The sequence below is a fragment of the Xanthomonas sp. NCPPB 3583 genome (assembly GCF_041475715.2).
GTDB classification, from domain to species: domain Bacteria; phylum Pseudomonadota; class Gammaproteobacteria; order Xanthomonadales; family Xanthomonadaceae; genus Xanthomonas; species Xanthomonas euvesicatoria.
Genome location: NZ_CM191263.1, coordinates 4,543,130 through 4,565,857, shown reverse-complemented (window position 1 = coordinate 4,565,857; position 22,728 = coordinate 4,543,130). Strand labels below are relative to the sequence as shown.

Sequence of the window (22,728 nt, the reverse complement as noted above, 5' to 3'; positions counted from 1 at the left end):
CCTTACGCCACGTCGGGTCGCGACGATGAGGTGCCGTCGAACTGCCCGATTTCGCCTACCTGGGCGGCCAAGCTCGTCCGGGTCAGTGTGGGGATCGGAAGTGCGACGAACGCCTTGATACGGTTCTCCATGTACACAAGCGCCTGCCGAAAGGCGGCGCGCTGCCACATGTCCCCGCGTGCTTCACGGCTCGGGTCTTGGATACCCCAATGCGCGGTAATCGGTTGTCCTGGCCACAATGGGCAGGCCTCGCCGGCAGCCTGATCGCAGACGGTAAAAACGAAATCCATCACTGGGGCGTCGGGCACGGCGAACTCGTCCCACGCCTTGGAGCGCAGCCCCTCGACTGGGTAGTCGGCCTGACGCAGCGTTTCGATTGCCAGCGGGTGGACCTCACCCTTTGGATGGCTGCCGGCGGAAAACGCATTGAAACGGCCATCGCCGATCTTGCGAAGGACGCTCTCGGCCAGGATCGAGCGCGCTGAATTGCCGGTGCAGAGGAACAGGACGTTAAACGGCTGAGGAAAGCTCATGCGCAGGTCTCCGTGGTACAAGGAGTGACGAGGTTATTGAGGGCGCCGCAGATGTCCGGATTTCCGGAACAGCAGTCCTCGGTGAGGAATTCAAGAAGCTGGCGCATGTCTTCGTAGTTGGCGGCGTACAGCACACGCCGCCCGTCGCGCCAAGAGCGCAGTAGGCTCGCCCGCTCCAAGGTCGCAAGGTGAAAGCTCATGCGCGGTGGCGGAATCGCAAGCGCTTCGGCAATTTCACCCGACGGCATGCCGTTGGGACCTGCGCGGACCAGCATCCTGAATGCGGCCAGGCGGTCGGAGTGGGCAAGCGCAGAGAGCGCCGAGACGGCAGAATCATCGTTCATTCGGCGATTCTACAACGATCCTTGTAGAATGCAATCCTAAGCCGCTTCGGCCTCTACCCAGCAGGTGTTGCTGTAGGTTGCGCATGGCAATCATCATTGCCATGCGCCGCCTCTTCGTCTTATTGGATCGCCGTAATTCGTGTGATCGTCGCGTCCATACCCTGGGACTGGAACTCGAAATTCACCTTCTGACCGACCTGCACCGAAGCGATCTGTTCAGGCGTGGCCTTGAAGCCCATCGTCATTGCTGGCCAGTCCAGTGCATCCACTGGTCCGTGAGCGATGGTGATCTTGCCGGCAGTGGCGTCGACGCCTTCGACGGTGCCCGTCGCCGAGGCCGTGGTCGATGGGGCGGCATCCGATGATGCGGGCGTCGCCTGTTGGGCCATCTGCGCGTGCTCGGTGGCAGACATCGCCATGTCATCCGTTGCCGCGTCCTTCGGGGCGGTAGCGGTATTGTTGCTGGGGGACTGCGAACACGCGGCCAGTAGCAGTGCGGTCAGGACGGGAACGAAAAATGTCAGTTTCATATGGATCTCCTAGTGGGTTGAAGGTTGAGTCGACTGCAGGTCGGTACGGCTGCAGCGCAGTCGGGCTGCTGTCGTTGGTTCTGAGGGGGGCGAATTCAGCGGGGCCGCCGATCGGCCAAGGCCGGGTGCACCTCATCGAAGCGGCGTGCCTTGCCCTGGGTCAGCGTGGCGGTCACACAGCGTCCGGACATGTCAGCACCGATCTGAGCCGTGCCGACGGGGCGTTCGCGGAAGGTGGGCGCGAACTTGGGATTCCCTACCTGCTGGCGACGCACCAGCTGAACCTGTTGACCCGCGGCGGGTGCCGCCACCTGTGAATCGAAGCACAGCTGCAGTTCGTGATCCGACACCTTTGCTACGGTGCCCAGACGCTGGTCGGTTGGCAAGGTCGTGCATGCGGCGAGCAGCACGCTGATGGCTGACGACATGATGATGATCAACTGACGTTTCATGACAATTCTCCGGTAAAAATAAGTGAGTGGACTCAACGCGCCTCTCACGTCGCGACGTCCGGCGGCGCTGCCGCGGACGTAGTTCGAGACAAGGTGCGACCGCGCAGCAGGCGATACGCAGCCGGAATGATCAGCATGGACAGCAGCGGCGCAGTGACCATGCCGCCGATCATCGGCGCGGCGATGCGTTGCATCACTTCCGAACCGGCACCGGAGCCGATAAACAAGGGGAACAAGCCCGCCAGGATCACGGCCACCGTCATCGCCTTGGGCCGCACGCGCAGCACCGCGCCTTCGCGGATCGCCGCCTCCAGCGTGGCGGTGGTGGCCGGCTCGCCTTCCGCCAGGCGGCGTTCCCACGCCTGACGCAAGTACAGCAGCATGATCACGACGAATTCGGCGGCCACGCCGCCCAGCGCGATGAAGCCGATCAGCGTGGCGATCGACACCGCATGGCCCAGCATCCAGATCAGCCACAGGCCACCGACCAGGGCCAGCGGCAGGCTGAGCATGATGATGGCCGCCTCGCCGAAGCGACGGAACACCAGGTAAATCAGCAAGAAGATGATCGCCAGCGCCGCCGGCACCACCCATTTCAATCGGGCCAGCGCCCGTTCCAGGTATTCGTACTGCCCCGACCAGGCCAGGCCGTAGCCCGGCGGCAGTTTCACCTGCTGGGCCATGCGCTGCTGCAGGTCGGCCACGACCGAACCCAGATCGCGCCCGGCGACATCGACGAACACGTAGCCGACCAACCGGCCGTTTTCGCTCTTGAGCATGGGCGGGCCCGGGCTCAGCGACACATCGGCCACTTGCCCCAAGGTCAGTTGCACGCCGCCGGGCGCGACCAGCGGCAGTTGCGCCAAGGCACTGAGCGAATCGCGTTGGCCGCGCGGGTAGCGCAGCACGATCGGATAGCGTTCGCGGCCTTCGATGGTCTCGCCGATGGCGTCGCCACCCACCACGGTGGCGATCAACCGTTGCAGGTCGGCCTGGCTCAGTCCGTAGCGGGCTGCGACTACGGGGCGAATCCGCACATCGACATAGCGACCGCCGGTGATGCGCTCGGCCAGCGAGGAGCTGACGCCGTCCACGGTCTTGGCCACGCGCTCGACCTGTTCGCTGACCTGCTCGATGACCTGGGTATCGGGCCCGGACACCTTGATGCCGATCGGGCTCTTGATGCCGGTGGCGAGCATGTCGATGCGGTTACGGATCGGCGGCACCCACAGGTTCGTGAGGCCGGGCACCTTCACCGCCGCATCGAGTTCGGCGCGCAGCTTGTCCATGGTCATGCCCGGCCGCCACTGATCGCGCGGCTTGAAGGTCACCGTAGTCTCGAACATCTCGATCGGCGCCGGATCGGTTGCGGTGTCGGCACGGCCGGCCTTGCCGAACACGTGCGCGACCTCGGGCACCGTCTTGATCATACGATCGCTCTGCTGCAGCAATTGACCGGCTTTGCCGGACGATAGCCCCGGCAAAGCAGTCGGCATGTACAGCAGCGTGCCCTCGTTGAGTGGTGGCATGAACTCGCTGCCGATCCGCACGTACGGGATCAAGGTCAGCAACAGCATCACGCCGCCGAGCGCCAGCGTCAGTCGCGGAAAGCGCAGTACCGCGTCCAGTACCGGCCGATAGCCGGCGATCAGCACCCGGTTGAGCGGGTTGTCCGCTTCCGGCCGAATCCGCCCACGGATCAGGTAGCCCATCAGCACCGGAATCAGGGTGATCGACAAGCCCGCCGCCGCCGCCATGGCATAGGTCTTGGTGTAGGCGAGCGGCGAGAACAAGCGGCCTTCCTGCGCCTGCAACGCGAACACGGGCACAAACGACAAGGTGATCACCAGCAAACTGGCGAACAGCGCCGGGCCGACTTCGCTGGCCGCTTTTGCCATCAGCGTCCAGCGGTCTTCACCGGCGGCCTCGCTGCCATGCGCGTCGCGCCAATGCTCCAGGTGCTTGTGCGCGTTCTCGATCATCACCACCGCCGCATCCACCATCGCGCCGATCGCAATCGCGATGCCGCCCAGCGACAGCAGGTTGGCACTGATGCCCTGGTAGCGCATGACGATGAAAGCGGTCAGCACACCTAACGGCAAGGTGATCACCGCCACCAGCGCCGAACGCAGGTGCCACAGGAACAACGCACACACCAGTGCGACGACCAGGAACTCCTCGCCCAGTTTGTGGGTGAGGTTGCGCACCGCTTCATGGATCAATTCGGAACGGTCGTAGGTCGGGACGATCTCGACGCCCGCCGGCAGACTGGCCTTCAATTTTTCCAGGCGCGCCTTGACCGCGGCAATCGCGGCCAACGCATCCTTGCCGGTACGCAGCACCACCACGCCGCCGGCAACCTCGCCCTGGCCGTCGAGCTCGGCGATGCCACGTCGGAAGGTGGGGCCGCGCTGCACCGTGGCGACTTCACCCAGCAACACCGGCACGCCGTCGGCGGCGGTCGTCACCGGCACCTGCTCGAAGGCTTCGGCGCTGCGCAGGTAGCCTTCGCTGCGCACCATCAGCTCGGCCTCGCCCTGTTCGATCACCGAACCACCGGTAGCGCCGTTGGCCGCGTCGACCGCATCGATCAGCTGCGCCACAGTCAGGCCGCGGGCGGCCAGCGCCTGCGGGTCGGGCACGATCTGCCACGCCCGCACCATGCCGCCAACGCTGGCGACCTCGGCCACGTCGGGCACGGTCTTGAGCTCGTAGCGCAGGAACCAATCCTGCAGCGCCCGCAGTTCTCCTAGATCGTGCTGGCCGGTGCGATCGACCAGGGCGTATTCGTAGATCCAGCCCAGCCCGGTGGCGTCGGGGCCGAGCGCGGGATTGACGCCTTCGGGCAAGCGATCGCGCACCTGGCTCAGGTATTCGAGCACGCGCGAGCGCGCCCAGTACAGGTCGGTGTCGTCGTCGAACAGGATGTAGACGAACGAGTCGCCGAAGAACGAATAGCCGCGCACCGTGCGCACACCGGGCACCGAGAGCATGGTCGTGGTCAGCGGATAGGTGACCTGGTCCTCGACAATGCGCGGCGTTTGCCCGGGCCACTCGGTGCGAATGATGACCTGGGTGTCGGACAGGTCGGGCAGCGCATCGAGCGGCGTATGCCGTACCGACCACAGGCCGGCGACCGCGAGCAGCACGGCCGCCAGCAGTACCAGGGCGCGGTTGGCGATGGCCGCGCGAATGATCCGGGCGATCATGGCCGCGGCTCCTTGGGCGCAGTAGCCCCGACATCGCGGACGGTGCAGTCGGGGGCGGCGTCCGGCCCGAACTTGGGCACCAGTTGCATGTCCATGAAGGGCGATTTGCCCGGCCGCTCGAAATGCTTATCCGGCACCATCGGGTCGTACCAATACAACACCGGGCACGCTCGCTGCGCTGAGGTGGCCTTTGGCTTCGCCGCCGGTTTCGGCATGACTGCCGGCGACGGAGTTTCGATCGGGGGGGTCATTTCGTGCGTCGATGGCGCTTCTGCCGGACGTGATGAAGCGGCCGGCGCCCGCAGCCGCTGCAGCGCACCCGACAGGCTGGCTTCGGAATCGATCAGGAATTGCCCGGAGGTCACCACACGCTCGCCGCCCTTCAAGCCGGCGAGGATCTCCGTGCGTCCGCCGCTGCTGCGCCCGCTGCGCACGCGTACCGGCTGGAACCGGCCATCGTCGCCGACCACGATGACGCGGCTGTCGGTGCCGGTCGCAATCAAAGCCTCGTTCGGCACCAGCGGTACCGCGGCACCCTCTTCAGGCTGAAGGCTCAACTCAGCGAACATGCCGGGCACCAGCACGCCGTCCGGATTGCGCAACACGATGCGGGCACGCTGGGTGCGACTGGTGGAATCGATCTGCGGCAGCAGCGTCTCCACTTCGCCCGCGAACGTCTGCCCTGGCACTGCGCTGACCGTCGCCTCGACCTTCGTCCCCGGGCCGACACCGCCGATGCCGGCCTGTGGAATCGCCGCTTCCAGCCATAACGTGGCCGTGCTGTTGATGCGGAACAGCGGCATGCCTGCCATCACCGTCTGACCTTCGCGGACCAGGATCTCACTGACCACGCCGTCGCTCGGGGCGCTCAACGTCACGCTGCCGTCGCGGCCCATGTCACTGGGCACGCCGAGTACACGCAGCCGCTGCTGCGCCGCCGATCGCAGCTCCCGCGCCGAGGCCGACTGCGTCTGCCGCAGTGCTTGCGCCTCGGCCAGCGCGCTGCTCCAGTCCGGTGCCAGCAGCGAAGCCAGCGGCTGACCGCGACGAACCGATTCGTACGGCGCCTTGACGTTCAGGCGCGAGACGATCGCATCGACGCGGGCGCTGACCACCGATTCCTGCCGCAGATCCCAGGTCAGCGTGGCCGGCACGCGAATCTCGGTCGCCAGGCGCCCGGTTTCCACCACCGCGGTGCGAATGCCGACACTCTGCTGTGTGCCCGAGTCGATACGTACGCCGGAGGCTGCCGCTTCGTCGGCGTACTTGGGCACCAACTGCATGTCCATGAAGGGCGACTTGCCGGGTTTGTCGAAATGCTGGTCCGGCACCATCGGGTCGTACCAGTACAGTGCCTTGCGGTCCGGTGGTGCGGAGGGGACGGGGGGCGGCACCTCCGTGCTGCCGGCGGCGTGGCGTTGGGCCCACCAGTAGCCACCAGCCAGACCGATGGCGAGCAATGCAACGGCCGAGGCGATGAGCGCCATGCGGGTCATGGGACGGGTCATGGCGTGATCTCCTGATCGGGTAACAGATAGGCCAGCGCGGCCCAGACGCGGCCGAGGTCGCCCAGGTGACGGGCATGTTCGAGGCGCAGTTCGAGCTCATCGCGCCGCGCATCAAGCCACGGTTGCAGTTCGCCGCCGCCGCCGTAGCTCGCCACCGCGGTCTGCGCCCGGTCGCGGGCCAGCGGCAGCATCTCGTCTTCCTTGCGCGCGACCTGCCGCTTGAGTCCGTTCCATTCCGCCAAAGCACGGCGAACGGCTTCGATTTGCATTCGTCGTGCGTCTTCGTGCGAGGCGACCACGGCGTCGAGTTCGGCGCGGCGGGCCGCAATGCCGCGGTCCTGGCGATTGCGCGTGAACAACGGCAGATCGATCGCGAACTCGATCATCAGCATGTCGCTGCGGGGCATGCCATCGGGGGAGCGGGCACGCTGCCCATAGGACGCGCCGAGACTCCAGTCGGGCCGCTTCTCGGCCGCCGCCAACGCGACTTCGGCCTCCGCGACGGCTTCGCGCGAACGCCAGGGCAGCAGCGGCCCTTGGCGATCGACCGACGCCAGCAGCGCCGCCTCGCCGACCGGCAGGACCGTCAACTCCGGAGGCATACCGTCCGTTGCAAGGTCGGCAGGCTCCACGCCCAGCCAGCGAGCCAGCGTGCCGCGGGCGGCTTCCACCGATGCCTCGGCCGCATCGATGCGGTTTTCCAGTTCGAGAGCCGCCGCTTGCGTGGCCAGGGTATCGACCACCGTGCCCGCGCCGTTGGCCAACCGCGCCTTGGCGAGCCGCACTGCGAGCGCGGATTGTTCCCGCAGCGCCTTCAAGGCGTCCACTTCGCGCTGTGCGGCCCACAGCGTGATCCAGGCGTCCGCGGCGGCCCGGCGCACCGTCAATTGCTCGGCTACCGACAGGGCCTGCGCCTGTTCGATGCTGCGATCGGCCACTGTCTGCCTCGCCTGGCGCTTGGCACGGGCCGGGAATTCCTGCATCACGCCGACCTGTTTCATGGTCATGTCGTCAGCGCGAAAATCGAACGCATCACCGCCGGTGACCGGCCAGTTGGCGATGCCGACCGTCAGCTTGGGATCGGGCAACGCGGCTGCCCGCACAGCCTCTTCACGCGCCGCCGCGGTCTGCGCCTGCCGCGCCTCCAATGCGGGGGCGCGCTCCACGGCCAGGCGAACGGCCTCGGTAAAAGACACCCCGGTCGACGCGGACCAACTCGGAGCAGCGAAAAACCACAGGGCGAGCGCAAGCGTCGCCAAACAACGAGGGCTGCGCCTGCGGCGCAGCGAGAACAAGACAGACATGAGACCTCCGAACACGCAGAAACGAGCGCGCCGCCGAAGCACGGCAGCACGATTGCGAGCGGGGTCAGGGTCTAGATTTGCAGGCTACAGAAGCGCTGCGCAGGCGGCGGATCGGAACGGCACGTCGGCACGTCCTCGTAATTCTGGGCCGGTGCCAGTGGTAGCAGCGACGCAGCTAAATCAAAGTGCGGCGGCGGCAAAGCGAGCGGCGGCACTTGCGCAAGACGCAGATCCGGGGTGGTCAAGTGATCCCGCTGGCAGTGCTTGTCGCACAACGCGGGCGCATCCGCATCGGGCATCTCCATGCCTTCGCAACCGGCCATCAGGGCCTGCGGCTGAGGCGGCACGTCTGTCGTCGGACAACTGTAGGCGGCCAAGGCGACCTGCTGGAACAGCAAGGCCAGCAACGCCAACCACGCGAAGCGCAGCCGCTGACGGCGCGTGCGAAATCTCGCCAGGCGCATTGATCCTTTCATGGGCACCCACTCCCGCCGTGGGCACGAGCACCCCGGATAGCGGAAACATAGAGCGGGCTGAAGGAAAATGGCATACCGGCTAGTCTATTGCGATTGACGATTGGATGCATGCCGTGCATCAGAAGTTCCTTCCCGATCTCTGCCAGAGTCGGCTCGCTATCCGACCCTCCTCGGCGGCCGAAACGTATTCCAAGGGTGCACAGGCGGGCATGGACATCATTCAGCTTGGCCGTGACCCTCACGGCCCTGCTTTTGTAGAAGCGACTTCATCTGTGCGATTTCGGCGCTTTGAGAGGCGATGATCCCCTGGCAGAGTTGCAGGATCTCCGGGTCTTGGATGCTCGCTTGCTCGCACATCAAAATCGCTCCGGCGTGGTGCGGAATCATCGACTTGAGAAATTGGCGATCATTGATCGCGGCCTGCTGCCTGATAAGCGCCCAAAAGACGAGCGCCAGCACAATGCCGAGCGCAATCAACGCGCCATTGAGCTTTTTGTTCTGATACATGCCTCCCATCAACACCAATTCCAGGACCAACATCGGGGCGGCCATCAACCCGGCCATGTAGAACTGGTTGAAGTTGGAATAGACGTTCTCCAGCCGATCGGCCATCGCGTACATCAAGATGTACATCGCGACAAACGACAAGACCACCATCAGCAGCAGACGCCCGTAGTGCGTTTTCTTCGTTGATCCCTGATGCTGTGCGTGCTGTTGCATGTGCGTGAACTCCGATGTCGTGCCAGGACGATAGATAACTAGGAGACTGCCTCAATGCCTACCGAGCCCGATGCCGGTCAAGTGCAGAATGAAGGCATGCAGAACCAGAACAGCGGCAGTGATTCCGAATATATGCCCACGGCGCAGCGTGATGGTGATCGAACCGCTGCGGCTGCCAGCGCCGATGTCGCCGCTGGGACCAAAGGAAGGGCGTTTCGGTGAGCGGTATGGTGTTTGCGATGATGCGCCCTGTTGCTTACGCCGCCCATACGCGGTCAGGCCCCGCGGCTTGTACACCGAGAGTATTGCAGGCACGAGCAATACCAGCAGCCCGCCAGCCGCGTGAGCCGCGAGTTCCATCCCGACCATGCGGAGATCTGCACGGGGCAGCATCGTCTCTGCGGCCAGGTGGACTGCGTAGCCGATGAGCTTGATCTTTGCTAACAGGATGAGGGTGGCAAAGGCAGTCAGCAACAGCTTGGCAAGGATCCAATAATGTCGAAACAAGCCCCACGGCGTACCCAGCGACTGGATAAGTCCCGTGAGCAGTGAAGCGAACGCCAATGGCACGATGACGAACCGTGCGGTCAAATCCATCGCCAAATAGGCCGCACGGACGATCGTTGCATTCTCGGTTGTCAGGCCCGCGAGGGCCAGGGCCAGGAAGGCAGCGATCGCACCGAGCAAACCGACCGAGAAAGTGACGTGTGTCGTGAGCGCGAATTTCCGCAGACGCGGTGCCATGATCATGGTCGGTGACTCCTTGCCAGGTCGTGTGGTTTCTACGTACTCATCCTATGCGGTCTGACGCGCCCTCACATGCCGTGATGGCCGGCAAATTCCGCACTGCTCAGGCTGCCATCCTTGTCGGCATCCAGCATCTCGAAGTGTGGCCGAACCGGTGAATCCTTCGGGAGTTCGGCCTTGGTCAGCTTCCCGTCCTTGTTCTTATCCAGGGCGGCGAATTCGTCGGCGGCCATCTTTTTGTGATCGGCTTGCTTGCCGGACATGTCCATCTTGCTGTGGTCGACCTTGTCCTCCTGATCGGCCGTCTTCGGCGGATCGTGAGCAAGCGCCATTCCGGCGACCAACGTAAGTGGCAGGAGGGCGAGATGTGCTTTCAGTTTCATAAAATTACTCCAGTGGGAAAATGAGCCTAATGACAGGAGGCGGCCTTTGCGGGCTCAGCGCGGGGGCCGTCGGTTTGAGGTTGTGGCAGCGGTGATTTGGCCAGGCGCAAGGCGTTGGTGACCACCGAAACCGAGCTCAGGCTCATCGCCAGCGCCGCGATCATCGGGCTGAGCAACAGGCCGAACACCGGATACAACACGCCAGCGGCGATCGGCACGCCGATGGCGTTATAGAGAAAGGCAAAGCCTAGATTCTGCTTCATGTTGGTCACCGCACCCTCGGAAATCGCGCGGGCCTGCAGGATCCGGCGCAGATCGCCCTTGACCAACGTGACCTGCGCGCTCGACATGGCGACATCGGTGCCGGTGCCCATGGCGATACCGACATCGGCTGCGGCCAAGGCGGGCGCATCGTTGATGCCATCGCCGGCCATCGCCACGCGCCGGCCCTGGGCCTTGAGCTGTTGCACCAGTTCCGCCTTGTCCTGCGGGCGCACTTCGCCACGCACGTCGTCGATGCCAAGCGTTCGGCCCACGGCTTCGGCGGTGGCCTGGGCATCGCCGGAGGCCATCACTAGGTGCAGGCCGGCGGCACGCAATTCGTTCAACGCAGGCAATGTCGTGGCCTTTATCGGATCGGCCACGGCCACTGCGCCCGCCAAACGGCCATCGACCGCCAGGAACATCACGCTGGCGCCTTCCTTGCGCAGCCGTTCGGCGCTGCCCAGCAACGGCGTGATGTCGGCGCCGACCTGGACCATGAGGGCCTTGTTTCCCAGCGCCAGCGCCTTGCCGCCGACACGTCCACGTACGCCCATGCCGGTGACCGAGTCAAAATCCTCCGCCCGATCCAGCGCGAGATTGCGCTGTTTGGCCTCGGCCAGGATCGCTTCGGCCAGTGGATGTTCGCTGCCCTGTTCCAAGCTCGCCGCTAGCTGGATCACCTGATCCGGCGCGAATCCTTCCGCGGCGATGTCGTCGCGGAACGCAGGACGACCTTCGGTCAGTGTGCCGGTCTTGTCGACGATCAGCGTATCGATCTTGCGCAGCTGCTCGATCGCTTCGGCATCGCGGAACAACACGCCGGCCTGCGCGGCACGGCCGGTGGCGACCATGATCGACATCGGCGTAGCCAGTCCCAACGCACACGGACAGGCAATAATCAGTACCGAGACAGCATTCAACACGGCATAGGTCCACGCCGGCTCCGGCCCGAACAGGCCCCAACCAAGAAAGGTAATCAGGGCCACGCTGAGCACAGCCAATACGAACCAGAATGCGACCTTGTCGGCCATGCGTTGCATCGGTGCACGCGATCGCTGGGCTTGGGCTACCAGCTGCACGATCTGCGACAGCACGGTCTCCGCGCCGATCTTCTCGGCCCGGACAACGAGGCTGCCGGTGCCGTTGAGCGTCGCGCCGATGACCTGGGCACCGGCGGTCTTCTCCACCGGGATCGGTTCGCCGGTCAGCATCGACTCGTCGATGCTAGATCTTCCTTCCAGCACCACCCCATCGACCGGCACCTTTTCGCCGGGGCGCACCCGCAAGCGGTTGCCGACGTGCACATGTTCGAGCGGGATGTCTTCCTCGCTGCCGTCGTCGTTCACGCGTCGTGCCGTTTTCGGCGCCAGGCCGAGCAGCGCTTTGATCGCGGCGGATGTTTTCGAGCGCGCCCGCAATTCCAGCAACTGGCCCAGCAGCGTCAGCGAGACGATGACCGCCGCCGCCTCAAAGTAGACGCCCACGCGTCCATGTTCCCGGAAAGACGCCGGGAACAGATCGGGCGCGATGGTCGCCACTACGCTGTAGCCGAAGGCGGCACCGACGCCGATGCCGATCAGCGTCCACATGTTGGGACTGCGATTGCGGATCGATGCCGCGCAGCGCTCGAAGAACGGCCAGCCGGCCCACAGCACCACCGGCGCGCTCAGCGCCAGCTCGATCCAGGTGCGCGCTTCGGTCGACAGGAATGCAATCCGATGGCCGAGCATCGCCAAGGTGAGCACGATGACCGTCAGCGGCAGCGTCCACCAGAAGCGCCGGGTGAAATCGCGCAGTTCGGGATTGTCTTCGTCCTCCAGGCTCGGCATTTCCGGCTCCAGCGCCATGCCACAGATCGGGCAGGTGCCGGGGCCTTCCTGACGGATCTGGGGGTGCATCGGGCAGGTATAGATCGTGCCGGCCGGCGCCGGCGGTGTCGTTGCGGCAGCTTCGGGCGACAGATACTTCACTGGATCGGCGACGAATTTCTCTCGACAGCGCGCCGAACAGAAGTGATAGTCGTGACCTGCGTGCGTGGCATGGTGCGTCGTGGTCTTCGGATCGACCTGCATGCCGCACACCGGGTCAATCACCTTCGCCATCGTATCGGCTTCCGGCTTGTTCGCGGACCCACAACAACTGGGACCGGTGTCCTTAGCGGATGCGTCAGATCCGTGCGAATGCGCGTTCATGCCAGATCCTCGTCGAGGGCATTGAGAATGGGACACCGATCCAGGGCACCATGCCCGGGACAAGAGGCGATCAACGCTTGCAGGCCGTCGCGGATGCGTGTGAGTTCGGCCAGTTTGGTTTCGACGTCGGCCAGCTTCTCCGTTGCGGCCGCCTTGAGGCCACCCATGTCGTCCTCGCGTCGCCCCGACAGCGCCAACAGGTCGCGTATTTCTTCGAGGGTAAAGCCGAGGGCTTTGGCGCGACGCACAAAGTGCAGGCGCGATATGTCAGGTGACGCGTAGCTGCGATAACCGGAGGCTTGGCGCGCGGGCGGCGGCAACAAACCTTGCCGTTCGTAGTAGCGTACGGTGTCGATGCGGACACCGGCACGTTGGGCGAGCTCACCGATTTTCATCGCGTCCTCCATTGCTGCTTTCCTGGCCTGGAACGAGTTTGCAGCCTGGACCTACGTCCAGAGTCAAGCCCCAAGCGCCAATCATTGACGCTCGGGCGCGATCTCCTAAAGCGTGGACGGCCAGCGTTCATGGAACCAGGTGTCAATCAGGCCGCCGATACCGAGCAAGGCCAGCACGGTGGCGTCGTTGAACAAGTGCTGCTGACTGAGGCCGAACAGCTCACCGCCGCGCCACTCGCTCAGCTACGCGCCGAGCAACGCCAATGCTGCCAGCAGCAATAAAGCCCGGCTGACGCGCAACGCGATCCGGGCATGCCGGACCGAAAGTTGGGTTGGATTTGATGCGTTCATGATGTTCTCCAGATGGTCATCTCGCCGGCGGCCCGGCGGGACCTCACGAGCTAATGGCTGGCCATCGCGGCACAGCTGTCTGCACAACGCCGGCAAATCTCGGCGCAGCGCTGCATCTGCGCGTCATCGCCCATCGCTTCGCAAGCCGCTGCGCATTGTCGGCAGACTTCCGCACAGGCGCCGCAGATAACCGTGTGCACGGCCGCACCGCGCAGCATGGTGTCGGCACTGGTGGTACAAATATCGGCGCACGCAGCCAGCAATGCGATGTGCTCGGGCGCCGCGTGTGCGCCACCCTTGCCCAAACAGTAGTTGATGGTCTCCAAGCAGATCGCATGACACTGGGTGCAGTTGTCGATGCAATCGTTCATGGCCTGGGGCCGATGGGCGGCGGAATGATGGGTCATGGGTGTTCTCCATTCTCGTTTCGGAAAGCGGGCGAATAATCGGCGCGCCCGCAACACCGTCCCCGGGACCAATTCCCCCCTCAATGCGATGCGAACGCTGTCGTCCTCCCATCACGCTCGACAAGCCCGACCGTGTACGGCTGCGTTCGCCCGTCCGGCATCTCCATGCCGGGTGAACCCATCGGCATGCCCGGCAGTACCAAGCCCTTGGCATCGGGCCGTTGCGCCAGCAGCCGTTTGATGTCCTCGGCCGGCACATGACCCTCGACGAAGTAGCTGCCGACTTGCGCGGTGTGGCATGAACCCTTGCCGTAGGGCACGCCGACACGCTCCTTGATAGGGTTGAGATTGTCCTCATTGCGCACGTCGACCACGAAACCGGCATCGCGCAAATGCTTGACCCAGAGGGCGCAGCAGCGGCAACTCGGACTCTTGTGCACGACGACCTGCGGCAGTGCGAGTGATGCCGTGGCCGCCTTGGCCGCGGCCGGTTGCGATGATGGAGGCGCCGCGGCATTGATGGGCTGAGGCGATCGCGTGCAGGCCATCATGGTCGTAGTTCCGGTCAGGGCTCCCAACATCAACAGAGAAGATCGAATGTTCATGGCGCCTGCTTCGTTCAACGTTTGGGCCGTGAAGACCAATGGATATGCACAATTCGCCACCCGGCCGGGGTCTGCTTAAGCACCATCGTTTCCGTGCTGAGCAGGGTCAGGGCTTTCCCCTCTTTGGTGGTGTGCAGCTCGCTCTCGGTACCCACCCAGGCCGTGTTGCCGTCTACATGCGCGGCGCGCTGCTTGACCTGGCTGTGCGCGGTCTTGAGGAAGGCCGCGTCGTGGAGGGCGTGTCCGCCGAGGTATTCGGCCCGTGAACGTTCTGCACCGCCGCTTTCGAGAATAAGCACATCTTCGGTCAGCAGCTTTCCGGCACGATCCAGGTCGCCGGCTAGCATCGCCGCCGAGAACTGCTCGACCACGGCCACCGCCGGCTTGGCTTGATCGCTGACGGTGGCGATCGGCGTCGCAGGTGTCGCGGGTTTCGGTTCGTGTGCCGATGCGAGCATCGGCAAGATCATCAGGGTGGCCAGCCACGAGCCGTTGATGTGGAATTTCATTGGAACGATCCTGTCGTTGTAGGGAGAAAGAACTAGTGCTGATGACCATCGTCGGCATGCTCGGCCGGAGCCGGTTCAGGCATCGCCATGCCAGCGTGGTCGTCGGCCGGCGGCGACGGTTGAGAAGGCTTCTTCGCTGCAGGCGCGTTGTCGTCGTGGGCCGGTGTGCCGGGGGCATGTGAGTGCGGCTTAGCCTCATCAATGGTTTTGTCAGCCCCCATGTCCATGCCGGCATGCGGATCAGCGGCTTTGTCTTGATGCGCCGGCGTGCCCGGTGGATGCGAGTGCGGCTTGGCCTCGTCCTGTTCATCGCCGTCGTCATGATGATCGTCCGCTTCGCCTGCCGCGTGCGCATGACCGCCGGTCTCACCGCCGCCGTGCGAATGGCCGCCGCTGCTGGCTACCAGCGCCTGGTACTGCTCGGCGTTGAGCTTGGGCAGCTGTTGCAGGAAGGCCGCCATGTTCCAGATGTACTCGTCTTCCATGCTCTTGCCCCATGCCGGCATTCCCGAAGCCTTGATGCCGTGCTTGATCACCCAGAACGCTTCCTGTGGATCGACCGCATGCTGGGCCAGATTCGGCGGCATGGGATATAGCCCCTTGCTCAGTTCGGTTTCGGCCATGCCCGGACCGAGATGGCAGCCGGTACACATGGCGTTGTAGTTGCCGGCGCCTTGCTTGATGCGGGCCGGATCGGTCAGGTCGGGTGGCTGAAGTGTCCTGGCGCGGGTGGCGATGGAGCGCTCACGCAAGGTTTGCAGAACCGAATACACCGGCCGCGTATGCGTGTCGTCGGCGCCGATGTTGTAAAGACCGGACCAGACGAAAAGGCCGATGATCAGCAGCGAGGCCACCGCAAGTACGGCGACGGTGATGAGCGAATGGCGTGTGACGATAGGCATGGTGTGATGTCCCCTAGTTAGAACCAGATACGGAAGCCCGCAACCACGCGGATGTCGTTGATGTCTTCGTCTTCGGCCCGGCGCAAATCAGCCGTGCCTCCAAAAGCACGCTCGTAGACCACACCGATATACGGCGCGAACTGGCGTGTGAACTCATAGCGCAGGCGCAGCCCGGCTTCGGCGGTACTCAATCCCGATGCGATGCCACGGGCGGGATCGTCCTTGCCGAACAGGTTCACTTCGACCAGCGGCTGCAGGATCAAGCGGTTGGTGAGCAATAGTTCGTACTCAGCCTCGAACCGCGCGGCAGTCTGGCCACGTTCGCCCACGTAGGCGGTGGCCTCGACCTCGAACTTCTGCGGGGCCAGGCCTTGCACACCGATGGCAGCGAAGCTCTGCGAATCGCCGGGCTTGAAGTCGTGGCGGACACCGGCGACCAAATCCCACCAGGTCGCGATGCTGCGGCCATAAAGCACTTCCAGATCCGCCGCCTCAGTACGCCCGTCGGCGCGTTCTCCCTCGCTGCGCAGCCACAATCGATTGCGGTCGGTGCCGATCCAGCCTTGTCCTTCCCATGCCAAACCCGTGCCCGGATCCGCGTTCCAGGCTTCGAGCCGATTGAGCAACACATAGTGCTGAATCGTATTGTCGTGAACGGGATGGTCGTTCGGCGGCGGCACGGCTGCGGCCCGATCTTCGTCGGTGACGACGGGAATCGGGGTCCGCGGCTCGGCAGGGGCGGTCGTTTTAGCACCGTGCCCCATGGCCGCGTGATCCATCGGGGCGGCCTCGCTCGGCATCGTGCTCATGTCGTGCTGCATGGTGGCGTGATCGACGGGCGCCTGTTGTGTGGCAGGCATCGGCATGTCATGGCCCATCGCGGAGTGGTCCATCGACGCGTCCGGTTTTGGCTTGTCAGCAGGCGCAGTGGCCGCGTCATGACCCTCATGCGCTTCGGTCACGACTGGCTTGGCTGAAGGTTTCGCGGCTGGTTTCTTGGTTGTTTTCTTGTCCGGGGCTGGCTTCTCCGTCGGCATCGGCATTTGCATCTGGGAATGGTCCATTTCCTGTGCGCAGACCGATGGCGACAACGACGTAAGCGCCACGGCAGCGCCCAGTAAGCCGGCGCGCAATAGGATGTTGGAGGCGGTCATGGTTTTCATTCGTCCACCCGCACTTGCCGCATCATGCCGGCCTCCATGTGGTACAGCAGATGACAGTGATAGGCCCAGCTGCCCAGCGCGTCGGCGCGCACTCGATAGCTGCGCTTACTGCCGGGCGGCATATCGACAGTGTGCTTGCGCACCAGGAAGTTGCCCTGGTCGTCCTCTACGTCGCTCCACATGCCATGCAAGTGGATGGGGTGGGTCATCATCGTGTCGTTGACCAGCACGATGCGCAGGCGTTCGCCGTAGTTCAGCCGCAGTGGCGCGACCTCGGAGAACTTCTGACCGTTGAAGCCCCACGCGAATTTTTCCATGTGACCGGTCAAATGCAGTTCGATCTCGCGGCCCGGATCGCGGCCATCGGGGTCGGCAAACGCACTCTTGAGCATCGCGTAGCTGAGCACGGTGCGACCGTTGTCGCGTAAGCCGTTCCCTGGATCGTCCAGCCGCGAGGTTGGGGTCGTGGCCTGGTTGTCGACCAGCGGGTTCTTGCTCTCGCTGACCGGATGCGATTGCATACCGCTGCCGTGTTCCATGCCGGCCATCGGACCGGCCGGCATCGCGCTCATGTCGTCGTGGCCGGCATGCGGGTCCGGTGCGGCCGGCGCCTGGGCGTTCGGTGCGTTGTCCTGGCCCATCCCGGCCATGCCCATATTGGCGCCACAGCCGCCTTCCATGCCCTTGCTGCCGGACATGTCCATGCCGCCCATGCTGCCATGATCCATCCCCGCCATGCCCATGTCGGCCATGGTGAGGATAGGACGCGGATCGACCGCCGGAACGGGAGCCCGCAGGCCTTCGCGCACGGCCAAGGTGCCGCTGACGTAACCGGTACGGCCCGAATCCTGCGCGAAAATGGTGAAGGCATCTAGGCCCGACGGCTCGACGATCACATCGAAGGTCTCGGCCACCGCAATGCGGAACTCGTCCACCGTCACCGGATGCACGTATTGGCCATCGGCAGCGACGACGGTCATCTTCAAGCCAGGGATGCGTACATCGAAATACGTCATCGCCGAGCCATTGATGAAGCGCACGCGCACCTTCTCGCCAGAGCGGAACAGCCCGGTCCAGTTGCCGAGCGCTGTCGTGCCGTTCATGAGGTAGGTATAGGTGTTGGCGTTGACGTCCGACAGGTCCGTGGGCGTCATTCGCATCTGTCCCCACATCTTGCGGTCAGCGACGGTCGCCGCGAGTCCGTCGCGCTGCGCGTCGCGGATGAAGTCGCCGACGGTGCGCTTGTAGTAGTTGTCGTAACCGGCCATCTTCTTCAACCGCGAGAACAATGCCGCCGAATCCAGATCGGTCCAGTCGGACAGCATCACCACGTAGTCGCGATCAAAAGCAAAAGGTTCGGGTTCCAGCGGATCGATCACCAGCGGCCCGTACAGACCCGCCTGTTCCTGGAACGCCGAATGGCTGTGGTACCAGTAGGTGCCGCCTTGCTTCACCGTGAAGCGGTAGTGATAGGTTTCGCCGCGATGAATGCCGGCAAAGCTCAAGCCGGGAACGCCATCCATATTGGCCGGCAGTAAGATCCCGTGCCAATGGATCGAGGTCTCGTGGCCATGAATCGAGTTGGCCGGCAGCGCGTTGGATACGCGCAGATTGACGGTCGTGCCTTCGCGCCAGCGCAGCAGTGGTGCTGGAATCGAACCGTTGACCGTAATGGCCGGGCGAGTGCGCCCGGTGAAGTTCATCGGCGTTTCGCCGATGGTGAGGTCGAACTCGGTCCCGGACAGGACGTTGGAATTGCCGGGGCCTTTCAGGGCCCAACTGGATTGCGGCCACAGGCCGAGGCCGGCGACGGCGCCGCCGGCGGCCAGTCCTTGCACAAAACGGCGCCGCGACGGCTTACGCAGCCTGTCGGCATCAGGGCCGAAAGAATCGAATGACATGAGAACTCCATGGAAGCGTCAATAACGGCCAGCCCTACGCTGAACCGTGCGCCATGCGGTGCCGCAGCGGCCAAGGCCGACAGACGGGACGCATACGAAGTGGCGCCATACGGCGCCAGAGGACGCTTAGCCGATCGGAGGTCGGATCAGATGCGGTAAGGCGGGGGCCGCGTGCCCCAGGGCGATTGGCAGCACGCTCTGGGAATGCCCAACCAACGCCGGCGTAAAGATCATCATCGCCACGGTTGCGGGTGCGGAGTGCATGCAGGCACAGCGGCAAGCACTGGATTTGCAGCAGTCAGGGGCCGGTTGTTTGGAATTGGGTAGCGAGACGGGTACGGCCGCAGGCGCTTCCGCAGTCGCCGTGGCTGACTGTTGGTGCTGGTGGCATGGCATTTCGACCGATGCTGTCTTCACGGGCGCTGCCGCTAGCGATGCGAATCCATGTGTCATCTGCACGGATGCCATCGCCGTCGTTGCCCCGTTAAGAATCAGAGCAACGCTCAGCAGTACACGTAGCAGGACGGCCCAGAGCGACATGCCGCGTACTTTACGCTCCGACTCGACGGTCTGGGTATAGGCAGCGTGATAGGCCGGCGGCGACATTCGAGAGTCCTGAGCAACTGTGGTCGCTGGTTGACTGCCGGTTTCCTGCGGTTCGGCAAAGTGCCTTCCCACGGCGCATATGTACGGCGCTGCGGCCACGAAACCCAGAAATCGAGCCTCAGGCGGGATAATTCAATATTATCCCGCTTGATGTTTGGGTCGCTGGCTCGGCCTTCTTTGGCGTTGAGTAGTACGTAATTACATGGTATGTAATACATTACGAAATAACCGGAGAGGACGCATGGCTCGGTCTGGCTTGTACAAAAGCGATGTGCAACGTGCCCGGGACAGCCTCCGGGCCGAAGGCAAGAACCCCTCGGTAGACGCCGTCCGCGTGGCGCTGGGCAACACGGGGTCCAAAACCACCATCCACCGCTACCTGAAGGAGCTGGAAGAGGAGGACGGGCAAGGCGTAGGCGCCAAGATTGCCGTCAGCGACGCCCTGCAGGACCTGGTGGCTCGTCTGGCCGAGCGGCTGCACGCCGAGGCCGAAACCGTGGTCGCTCAAGCGCAAGAGCGGTTCCAGGCCGAGCTGCACGAGCGCACCCAAGCCTTGGAGCAGGCCCGGCAGGACACCGGCAATCTCAGCGCGCAGCTTCAGCGCACCGAGACGCTGCTACAGACAGAACGCCAGGCGAGTGAAGTGGCCAGGGGCGAAGTGGCCAGCCGCACCACCGAACTGGCCCAGCTGGAGGAGCGCATTGCCGGCCTCACGGCGCGGCTGGCAGAGCACGAAAGCCACGCGCGCTCCCTGGAGCAGAAGCATGAGCATGCCAGGGAAGCCCTTGAGCACTACCGCACATCGGTCAAAGACCAGCGCGAGCAGGAGCAACGCCGGCACGAGCACCAAGTGCAGGAACTACAGGTCGGCCTGCGCCAGGCCAACGAGGCATTGACCGCCAAGAACCATGATCTTGTGCAGCTCAACCGGGAAAACGGCCAGTGGCTGGAGCGTCATACTCGACTGGAAAAGGAGGTGGCGCAGCTGCGTCAGACCATCCAGACGCAACAGGGCGAGCTCGATACGCTGCGCCTGACGGCGGCCGAACACCAGGCGGTGCAGGTGCGCTGGGGCCAAGACGCTCAGAGTTTGGACACCGCTCGGCAAGACCTCGCACAAGCCAGAACCGAGCTGGCCCAGGAGCGCGAACGACGCGAGCAGGCCGAGGCGGAAACGCTGCGCGCAACCGTGCGCCTGAGCACCTTGGAGCCGCTGTTGGCCCAGCTACAGCCGGCCAGTGCCGGCGGCAAAGGCGCCAAGCGGATCTCATCGGAAGAGACGCCGGCGCCATAGCCTGCGAAGAGAACACCCGGCGCAACGATCACAAGGAGCTTTGGCATGAGCGGAATAACCACCACACCCCCGGAAATCACCCGTGCCGTGCGGCGCCTGACCGAATCCGTCGTGCGCGGCGCAGAGCCGGTCTATCTTGATGTACAGCCGGAAGCCGACGCGATCGTGCACGAGTGCTTTCCCAACGTGCAGGCCAAGGTCGCGCGCGACGGTGGTCAGATGCTGTGCGGGTGGCAGCTGTGGGAATGGCCGCACGTGCTGGTTGAGGCAGAATTCCATGCCGTGTGGGTCAGTCCCGCAGGGGAAATGGTCGACATCACGCCAAAGCCTGAAGGTGAGACACGCATTCTCTTTGTGCCGGATCCGCGAAGACGCTACGAGGGCCTGGCCATCGACAACGTCCGCATGCCATTACGCGATGACCTGCTGATCAAGCACTTCATCCAGATGTCCGAAGCGATTGTCCAGGTGATGAACCGCGGCGAGCGATCATCCCAGTATGGCGAGGTCAGCGTGCCCGCCAATGAAATCCAGCCTCTTCTGCAGGCCAGAGACTTTCTGGGCCAGTCACTCGGTGCGGGATTGCGCGAGCATGCACCGTGCCTGTGCGGCAGCGGCAGCAAGTACAAGCGCTGTCATGGCGCGCAAGTAGAAGCATTCTTCCGTCGTTGACGGTGGTGCCCCTGGTCGGAATCGAACCGACGTGTACGCGCTTATCTGGCGCGTGCTCTCACCGGGGTATAAGGCCGGCGCTCTGACCAACATGAGCAACAGGGGCGTGATCGATCGATGCGATCACGCCGGTATTCGAGGGTCGAGCTGGCACAGGCGGTTCATGGGGCAAGCATACCGGGGATGGACGCCATGCCGCTATCCCCGGGCGCGGCGATAGGAGTGGGCCCACGCCGGAGCAGGGATGCGGTCGGTGGCCACCAGCCAAGCCATCCGCAAGGCCTGCGCGTCCACCAAGGCATGGTGGCGCCTGGCCCTATGTTCCGGATGGGCCGCGAACCAATCTTCCACCAGCAATCCCGGAAGGCCTTCCTTGGACATGCGCGTCATGACCGGGGCCGGCCGGGGGCCGCACGCAGCAACCTGGGCATCAGGGAGCTCAAACCCATCCAAGGCATACCGCAGCAGCTGAAGGTCGTTCGGGAAATCCGCCATCACCGCCGGCGCGTCGGCCTCGCTGAGGAAGGCGCGCAGCTCGGTCGTCAGGGCGGCATCCGGCAGGGCTGCGTCGCCGCGGTCTAGCAGCGGGTAGACGCTTTGACGAACGAAGTCGGTGGGAGCCTCGGGCAGGCTGGCTCGCTCAGCGTAGAAAAGGCGGTCTCCACCTTCGTTCACCAGCGCCAGACTCACCAGCTCGCTGCCCGTTACATCGGCCCACTCGGTGTCCAAGAAGTAGTACGTGGTGGCCATGATTGAATGGTGCCACAGCTTCCCGGGGAGGGCCGAGCCTGGACGTGCGGCCGAGGGTAGAATTCAGCGATCCATCAATCGGTTAGCGAAGATCTGGCCGTGTTCGTAACGATTCCCTGCCAACCCTCAAATACCCCCAGGGGGTATATGGCATGGCACATCTCAATCAGGACAAATCGAAACTGCTCGCGCGCGTGCGCAGGATCCGCGGGCAGGTGGAAGGGCTGGAAAAAGCCCTGGCGCAAGACGTGGACTGCACCGCGTTGCTGACCCAGGTGGCCGCATTTCGCGGCGCGGCGCAGGGCTTGATGGTCGAGTTGCTCAGCGAGCACCTGAAGCATCACGTGGCCGCGCCGGATGCATTGGGTGAGCGTGAGCTGGCAGTGGATGACATCACGGCCATTCTCAAGACCTATCTGAAGTAAGCGCGGCCGACGCACCATTGCGCTCACTCTCGGCCGGTTGTGGTCCAGGCGCGCGGGACGGCCTGCATGGGCGTGTCGCGCGCCGT

At 64.2% G+C, this 22,728-nt stretch carries 25 protein-coding genes and 1 tRNA gene; 4 read left to right on the top strand and 22 right to left on the bottom strand.

All coding sequences use genetic code 11. The annotated features are described in order from the left end of the window. Positions 1–2 precede the first annotated feature (2 nt). The 13 genes from ACCQ07_RS19685 to ACCQ07_RS19625 form a co-directional block, all read right to left on the bottom strand. Complete coding sequence (locus ACCQ07_RS19685; protein ID WP_372363579.1) at positions 3–533, bottom strand: arsenate reductase ArsC; 531 nt, start codon at positions 531–533, stop codon at positions 3–5. After that, on the bottom strand, positions 530–877 hold the full coding sequence (locus ACCQ07_RS19680) for an ArsR/SmtB family transcription factor (RefSeq protein WP_130531482.1): 348 nt from the start codon (positions 875–877) through the stop codon (positions 530–532). Before ACCQ07_RS19680 ends, ACCQ07_RS19685 begins: the two co-directional genes overlap by 4 nt. A 119-nt stretch (positions 878–996) precedes the next feature. Beyond that, positions 997–1,407, bottom strand: a complete 411-nt coding sequence (locus ACCQ07_RS19675) for a copper-binding protein (RefSeq protein ID WP_372363578.1) — start codon at positions 1,405–1,407, stop codon at positions 997–999. A gap of 95 nt (positions 1,408–1,502) precedes the next feature. After that, positions 1,503–1,847 (bottom strand): hypothetical protein, encoded by a 345-nt coding sequence (locus tag ACCQ07_RS19670; protein ID WP_372363577.1) that lies wholly within the window; start codon positions 1,845–1,847, stop codon positions 1,503–1,505. A 56-nt stretch (positions 1,848–1,903) separates the two neighbouring features. Next, positions 1,904–5,068, bottom strand: coding sequence for an efflux RND transporter permease subunit (locus ACCQ07_RS19665; protein WP_372363576.1), 3,165 nt, complete (start codon positions 5,066–5,068; stop codon positions 1,904–1,906). Then, on the bottom strand, positions 5,065–6,576 hold the full coding sequence (locus tag ACCQ07_RS19660; protein WP_372363575.1) for an efflux RND transporter periplasmic adaptor subunit: 1,512 nt from the start codon (positions 6,574–6,576) through the stop codon (positions 5,065–5,067). The genes ACCQ07_RS19665 and ACCQ07_RS19660 overlap by 4 nt, the downstream gene beginning before the upstream one ends. Next, on the bottom strand, positions 6,573–7,880 hold the full coding sequence (locus tag ACCQ07_RS19655; RefSeq protein WP_372363574.1) for a TolC family protein: 1,308 nt from the start codon (positions 7,878–7,880) through the stop codon (positions 6,573–6,575). Before ACCQ07_RS19655 ends, ACCQ07_RS19660 begins: the two co-directional genes overlap by 4 nt. Before the next feature lie 71 nt (positions 7,881–7,951). Then, on the bottom strand, positions 7,952–8,356 hold the full coding sequence (locus ACCQ07_RS19650; RefSeq protein WP_372363573.1) for a hypothetical protein: 405 nt from the start codon (positions 8,354–8,356) through the stop codon (positions 7,952–7,954). 216 nt (positions 8,357–8,572) lie between these two features. Continuing rightward, entirely contained in the window at positions 8,573–9,076 is a 504-nt protein-coding gene (locus ACCQ07_RS19645; protein WP_372363571.1) for a DUF305 domain-containing protein, read from the bottom strand. 51 nt (positions 9,077–9,127) lie between these two features. Then, positions 9,128–9,826 carry a hypothetical protein gene (locus ACCQ07_RS19640; RefSeq protein ID WP_372363570.1) on the bottom strand — a complete coding sequence of 233 codons (699 nt, stop codon included), beginning with the start codon at positions 9,824–9,826 and terminating at the stop codon, positions 9,128–9,130. A gap of 65 nt (positions 9,827–9,891) precedes the next feature. Continuing rightward, positions 9,892–10,206, bottom strand: a complete 315-nt coding sequence (locus tag ACCQ07_RS19635; RefSeq protein WP_372363569.1) for a hypothetical protein — start codon at positions 10,204–10,206, stop codon at positions 9,892–9,894. 26 nt (positions 10,207–10,232) lie between these two features. Continuing rightward, positions 10,233–12,542: a heavy metal translocating P-type ATPase gene (locus tag ACCQ07_RS19630; protein WP_372364171.1), complete on the bottom strand. Its 2,310-nt coding sequence runs from the start codon at positions 12,540–12,542 to the stop codon at positions 10,233–10,235. A gap of 116 nt (positions 12,543–12,658) precedes the next feature. Continuing rightward, on the bottom strand, positions 12,659–13,057 hold the full coding sequence (locus tag ACCQ07_RS19625; protein ID WP_372363568.1) for a heavy metal-responsive transcriptional regulator: 399 nt from the start codon (positions 13,055–13,057) through the stop codon (positions 12,659–12,661). A 129-nt stretch (positions 13,058–13,186) separates the two neighbouring features. Here ACCQ07_RS19625 and ACCQ07_RS19620 point away from each other — a divergent pair, with 129 nt between their 5' ends. Further along, positions 13,187–13,339 (top strand): hypothetical protein, encoded by a 153-nt coding sequence (locus ACCQ07_RS19620; protein ID WP_372363567.1) that lies wholly within the window; start codon positions 13,187–13,189, stop codon positions 13,337–13,339. Positions 13,340–13,458: 119 nt separating this feature from the next. On the opposite strand, the gene ACCQ07_RS19615 is transcribed toward ACCQ07_RS19620, so the two are convergent. The 7 genes from ACCQ07_RS19615 to ACCQ07_RS19585 form a co-directional block, all read right to left on the bottom strand. Beyond that, positions 13,459–13,815 carry a four-helix bundle copper-binding protein gene (locus ACCQ07_RS19615; RefSeq protein WP_372363566.1) on the bottom strand — a complete coding sequence of 119 codons (357 nt, stop codon included), beginning with the start codon at positions 13,813–13,815 and terminating at the stop codon, positions 13,459–13,461. Between the two features lie 80 nt (positions 13,816–13,895). Continuing rightward, positions 13,896–14,420: a DUF411 domain-containing protein gene (locus ACCQ07_RS19610; RefSeq protein ID WP_372363565.1), complete on the bottom strand. Its 525-nt coding sequence runs from the start codon at positions 14,418–14,420 to the stop codon at positions 13,896–13,898. Positions 14,421–14,434: 14 nt separating this feature from the next. After that, the gene (locus ACCQ07_RS19605; protein WP_372363564.1) at positions 14,435–14,929 is read right to left on the bottom strand and encodes a YybH family protein; all 495 of its coding nucleotides are present in this window, start codon (positions 14,927–14,929) and stop codon (positions 14,435–14,437) included. Between the two features lie 32 nt (positions 14,930–14,961). Beyond that, positions 14,962–15,783, bottom strand: a complete 822-nt coding sequence (locus ACCQ07_RS19600) for a c-type cytochrome (RefSeq protein ID WP_372363563.1) — start codon at positions 15,781–15,783, stop codon at positions 14,962–14,964. Between the two features lie 65 nt (positions 15,784–15,848). Next, complete coding sequence (locus ACCQ07_RS19595; RefSeq protein WP_372363562.1) at positions 15,849–16,985, bottom strand: copper resistance protein B; 1,137 nt, start codon at positions 16,983–16,985, stop codon at positions 15,849–15,851. A gap of 5 nt (positions 16,986–16,990) precedes the next feature. Then, entirely contained in the window at positions 16,991–18,895 is a 1,905-nt protein-coding gene (locus tag ACCQ07_RS19590) for a copper resistance system multicopper oxidase (RefSeq protein WP_372363561.1), read from the bottom strand. Between the two features lie 126 nt (positions 18,896–19,021). Then, positions 19,022–19,363 (bottom strand): CopL family metal-binding regulatory protein, encoded by a 342-nt coding sequence (locus ACCQ07_RS19585; RefSeq protein ID WP_372364170.1) that lies wholly within the window; start codon positions 19,361–19,363, stop codon positions 19,022–19,024. Between the two features lie 379 nt (positions 19,364–19,742). Here ACCQ07_RS19585 and ACCQ07_RS19580 point away from each other — a divergent pair, with 379 nt between their 5' ends. Together ACCQ07_RS19580 and ACCQ07_RS19575 are read left to right on the top strand one after the other, a co-directional pair. Beyond that, entirely contained in the window at positions 19,743–20,795 is a 1,053-nt protein-coding gene (locus ACCQ07_RS19580; RefSeq protein WP_057681750.1) for a DNA-binding protein, read from the top strand. 45 nt (positions 20,796–20,840) lie between these two features. Further along, positions 20,841–21,467 (top strand): SEC-C domain-containing protein, encoded by a 627-nt coding sequence (locus tag ACCQ07_RS19575; RefSeq protein WP_081029745.1) that lies wholly within the window; start codon positions 20,841–20,843, stop codon positions 21,465–21,467. Between the two features lie 3 nt (positions 21,468–21,470). On the opposite strand, the gene ACCQ07_RS19570 is transcribed toward ACCQ07_RS19575, so the two are convergent. Next, a tRNA-Ile gene (locus ACCQ07_RS19570) sits at positions 21,471–21,573 on the bottom strand. Between the two features lie 92 nt (positions 21,574–21,665). Beyond that, positions 21,666–22,217, bottom strand: a complete 552-nt coding sequence (locus tag ACCQ07_RS19565; RefSeq protein ID WP_057681749.1) for a 3'-5' exoribonuclease — start codon at positions 22,215–22,217, stop codon at positions 21,666–21,668. A 152-nt stretch (positions 22,218–22,369) separates the two neighbouring features. On the opposite strand from ACCQ07_RS19565, the gene ACCQ07_RS19560 reads away from it, so the two are divergent. Next, positions 22,370–22,642, top strand: coding sequence for a metal/formaldehyde-sensitive transcriptional repressor (locus ACCQ07_RS19560; protein WP_008575145.1), 273 nt, complete (start codon positions 22,370–22,372; stop codon positions 22,640–22,642). Positions 22,643–22,728 lie beyond the last annotated feature (86 nt).

Bases quoted from the DNA above. Each gene is read 5' to 3' on its own strand.
- ACCQ07_RS19685 (WP_372363579.1), bottom strand. From the start codon at position 533: ATGAGCTTTCCTCAGCCGTTTAACGTCCTGTTCCTCTGCACCGGCAAT.
- ACCQ07_RS19680 (WP_130531482.1), bottom strand. From the start codon at position 877: ATGAACGATGATTCTGCCGTCTCGGCGCTCTCTGCGCTTGCCCACTCC.
- ACCQ07_RS19675 (WP_372363578.1), bottom strand. From the start codon at position 1,407: ATGAAACTGACATTTTTCGTTCCCGTCCTGACCGCACTGCTACTGGCC.
- ACCQ07_RS19665 (WP_372363576.1), bottom strand. From the start codon at position 5,068: ATGATCGCCCGGATCATTCGCGCGGCCATCGCCAACCGCGCCCTGGTA.
- ACCQ07_RS19660 (WP_372363575.1), bottom strand. From the start codon at position 6,576: ATGACCCGTCCCATGACCCGCATGGCGCTCATCGCCTCGGCCGTTGCA.
- ACCQ07_RS19655 (WP_372363574.1), bottom strand. From the start codon at position 7,880: ATGTCTGTCTTGTTCTCGCTGCGCCGCAGGCGCAGCCCTCGTTGTTTG.
- ACCQ07_RS19650 (WP_372363573.1), bottom strand. From the start codon at position 8,356: ATGAAAGGATCAATGCGCCTGGCGAGATTTCGCACGCGCCGTCAGCGG.
- ACCQ07_RS19645 (WP_372363571.1), bottom strand. From the start codon at position 9,076: ATGCAACAGCACGCACAGCATCAGGGATCAACGAAGAAAACGCACTAC.
- ACCQ07_RS19640 (WP_372363570.1), bottom strand. From the start codon at position 9,826: ATGATCATGGCACCGCGTCTGCGGAAATTCGCGCTCACGACACACGTC.
- ACCQ07_RS19635 (WP_372363569.1), bottom strand. From the start codon at position 10,206: ATGAAACTGAAAGCACATCTCGCCCTCCTGCCACTTACGTTGGTCGCC.
- ACCQ07_RS19630 (WP_372364171.1), bottom strand. From the start codon at position 12,542: ATGCAGGTCGATCCGAAGACCACGACGCACCATGCCACGCACGCAGGT.
- ACCQ07_RS19625 (WP_372363568.1), bottom strand. From the start codon at position 13,057: ATGAAAATCGGTGAGCTCGCCCAACGTGCCGGTGTCCGCATCGACACC.
- ACCQ07_RS19620 (WP_372363567.1), top strand. From the start codon at position 13,187: ATGGAACCAGGTGTCAATCAGGCCGCCGATACCGAGCAAGGCCAGCAC.
- ACCQ07_RS19615 (WP_372363566.1), bottom strand. From the start codon at position 13,815: ATGACCCATCATTCCGCCGCCCATCGGCCCCAGGCCATGAACGATTGC.
- ACCQ07_RS19610 (WP_372363565.1), bottom strand. From the start codon at position 14,420: ATGAACATTCGATCTTCTCTGTTGATGTTGGGAGCCCTGACCGGAACT.
- ACCQ07_RS19605 (WP_372363564.1), bottom strand. From the start codon at position 14,929: ATGAAATTCCACATCAACGGCTCGTGGCTGGCCACCCTGATGATCTTG.
- ACCQ07_RS19595 (WP_372363562.1), bottom strand. From the start codon at position 16,985: ATGACCGCCTCCAACATCCTATTGCGCGCCGGCTTACTGGGCGCTGCC.
- ACCQ07_RS19590 (WP_372363561.1), bottom strand. From the start codon at position 18,895: ATGTCATTCGATTCTTTCGGCCCTGATGCCGACAGGCTGCGTAAGCCG.
- ACCQ07_RS19585 (WP_372364170.1), bottom strand. From the start codon at position 19,363: ATGGCATCCGTGCAGATGACACATGGATTCGCATCGCTAGCGGCAGCG.
- ACCQ07_RS19580 (WP_057681750.1), top strand. From the start codon at position 19,743: ATGGCTCGGTCTGGCTTGTACAAAAGCGATGTGCAACGTGCCCGGGAC.
- ACCQ07_RS19575 (WP_081029745.1), top strand. From the start codon at position 20,841: ATGAGCGGAATAACCACCACACCCCCGGAAATCACCCGTGCCGTGCGG.
- ACCQ07_RS19565 (WP_057681749.1), bottom strand. From the start codon at position 22,217: ATGGCCACCACGTACTACTTCTTGGACACCGAGTGGGCCGATGTAACG.
- ACCQ07_RS19560 (WP_008575145.1), top strand. From the start codon at position 22,370: ATGGCACATCTCAATCAGGACAAATCGAAACTGCTCGCGCGCGTGCGC.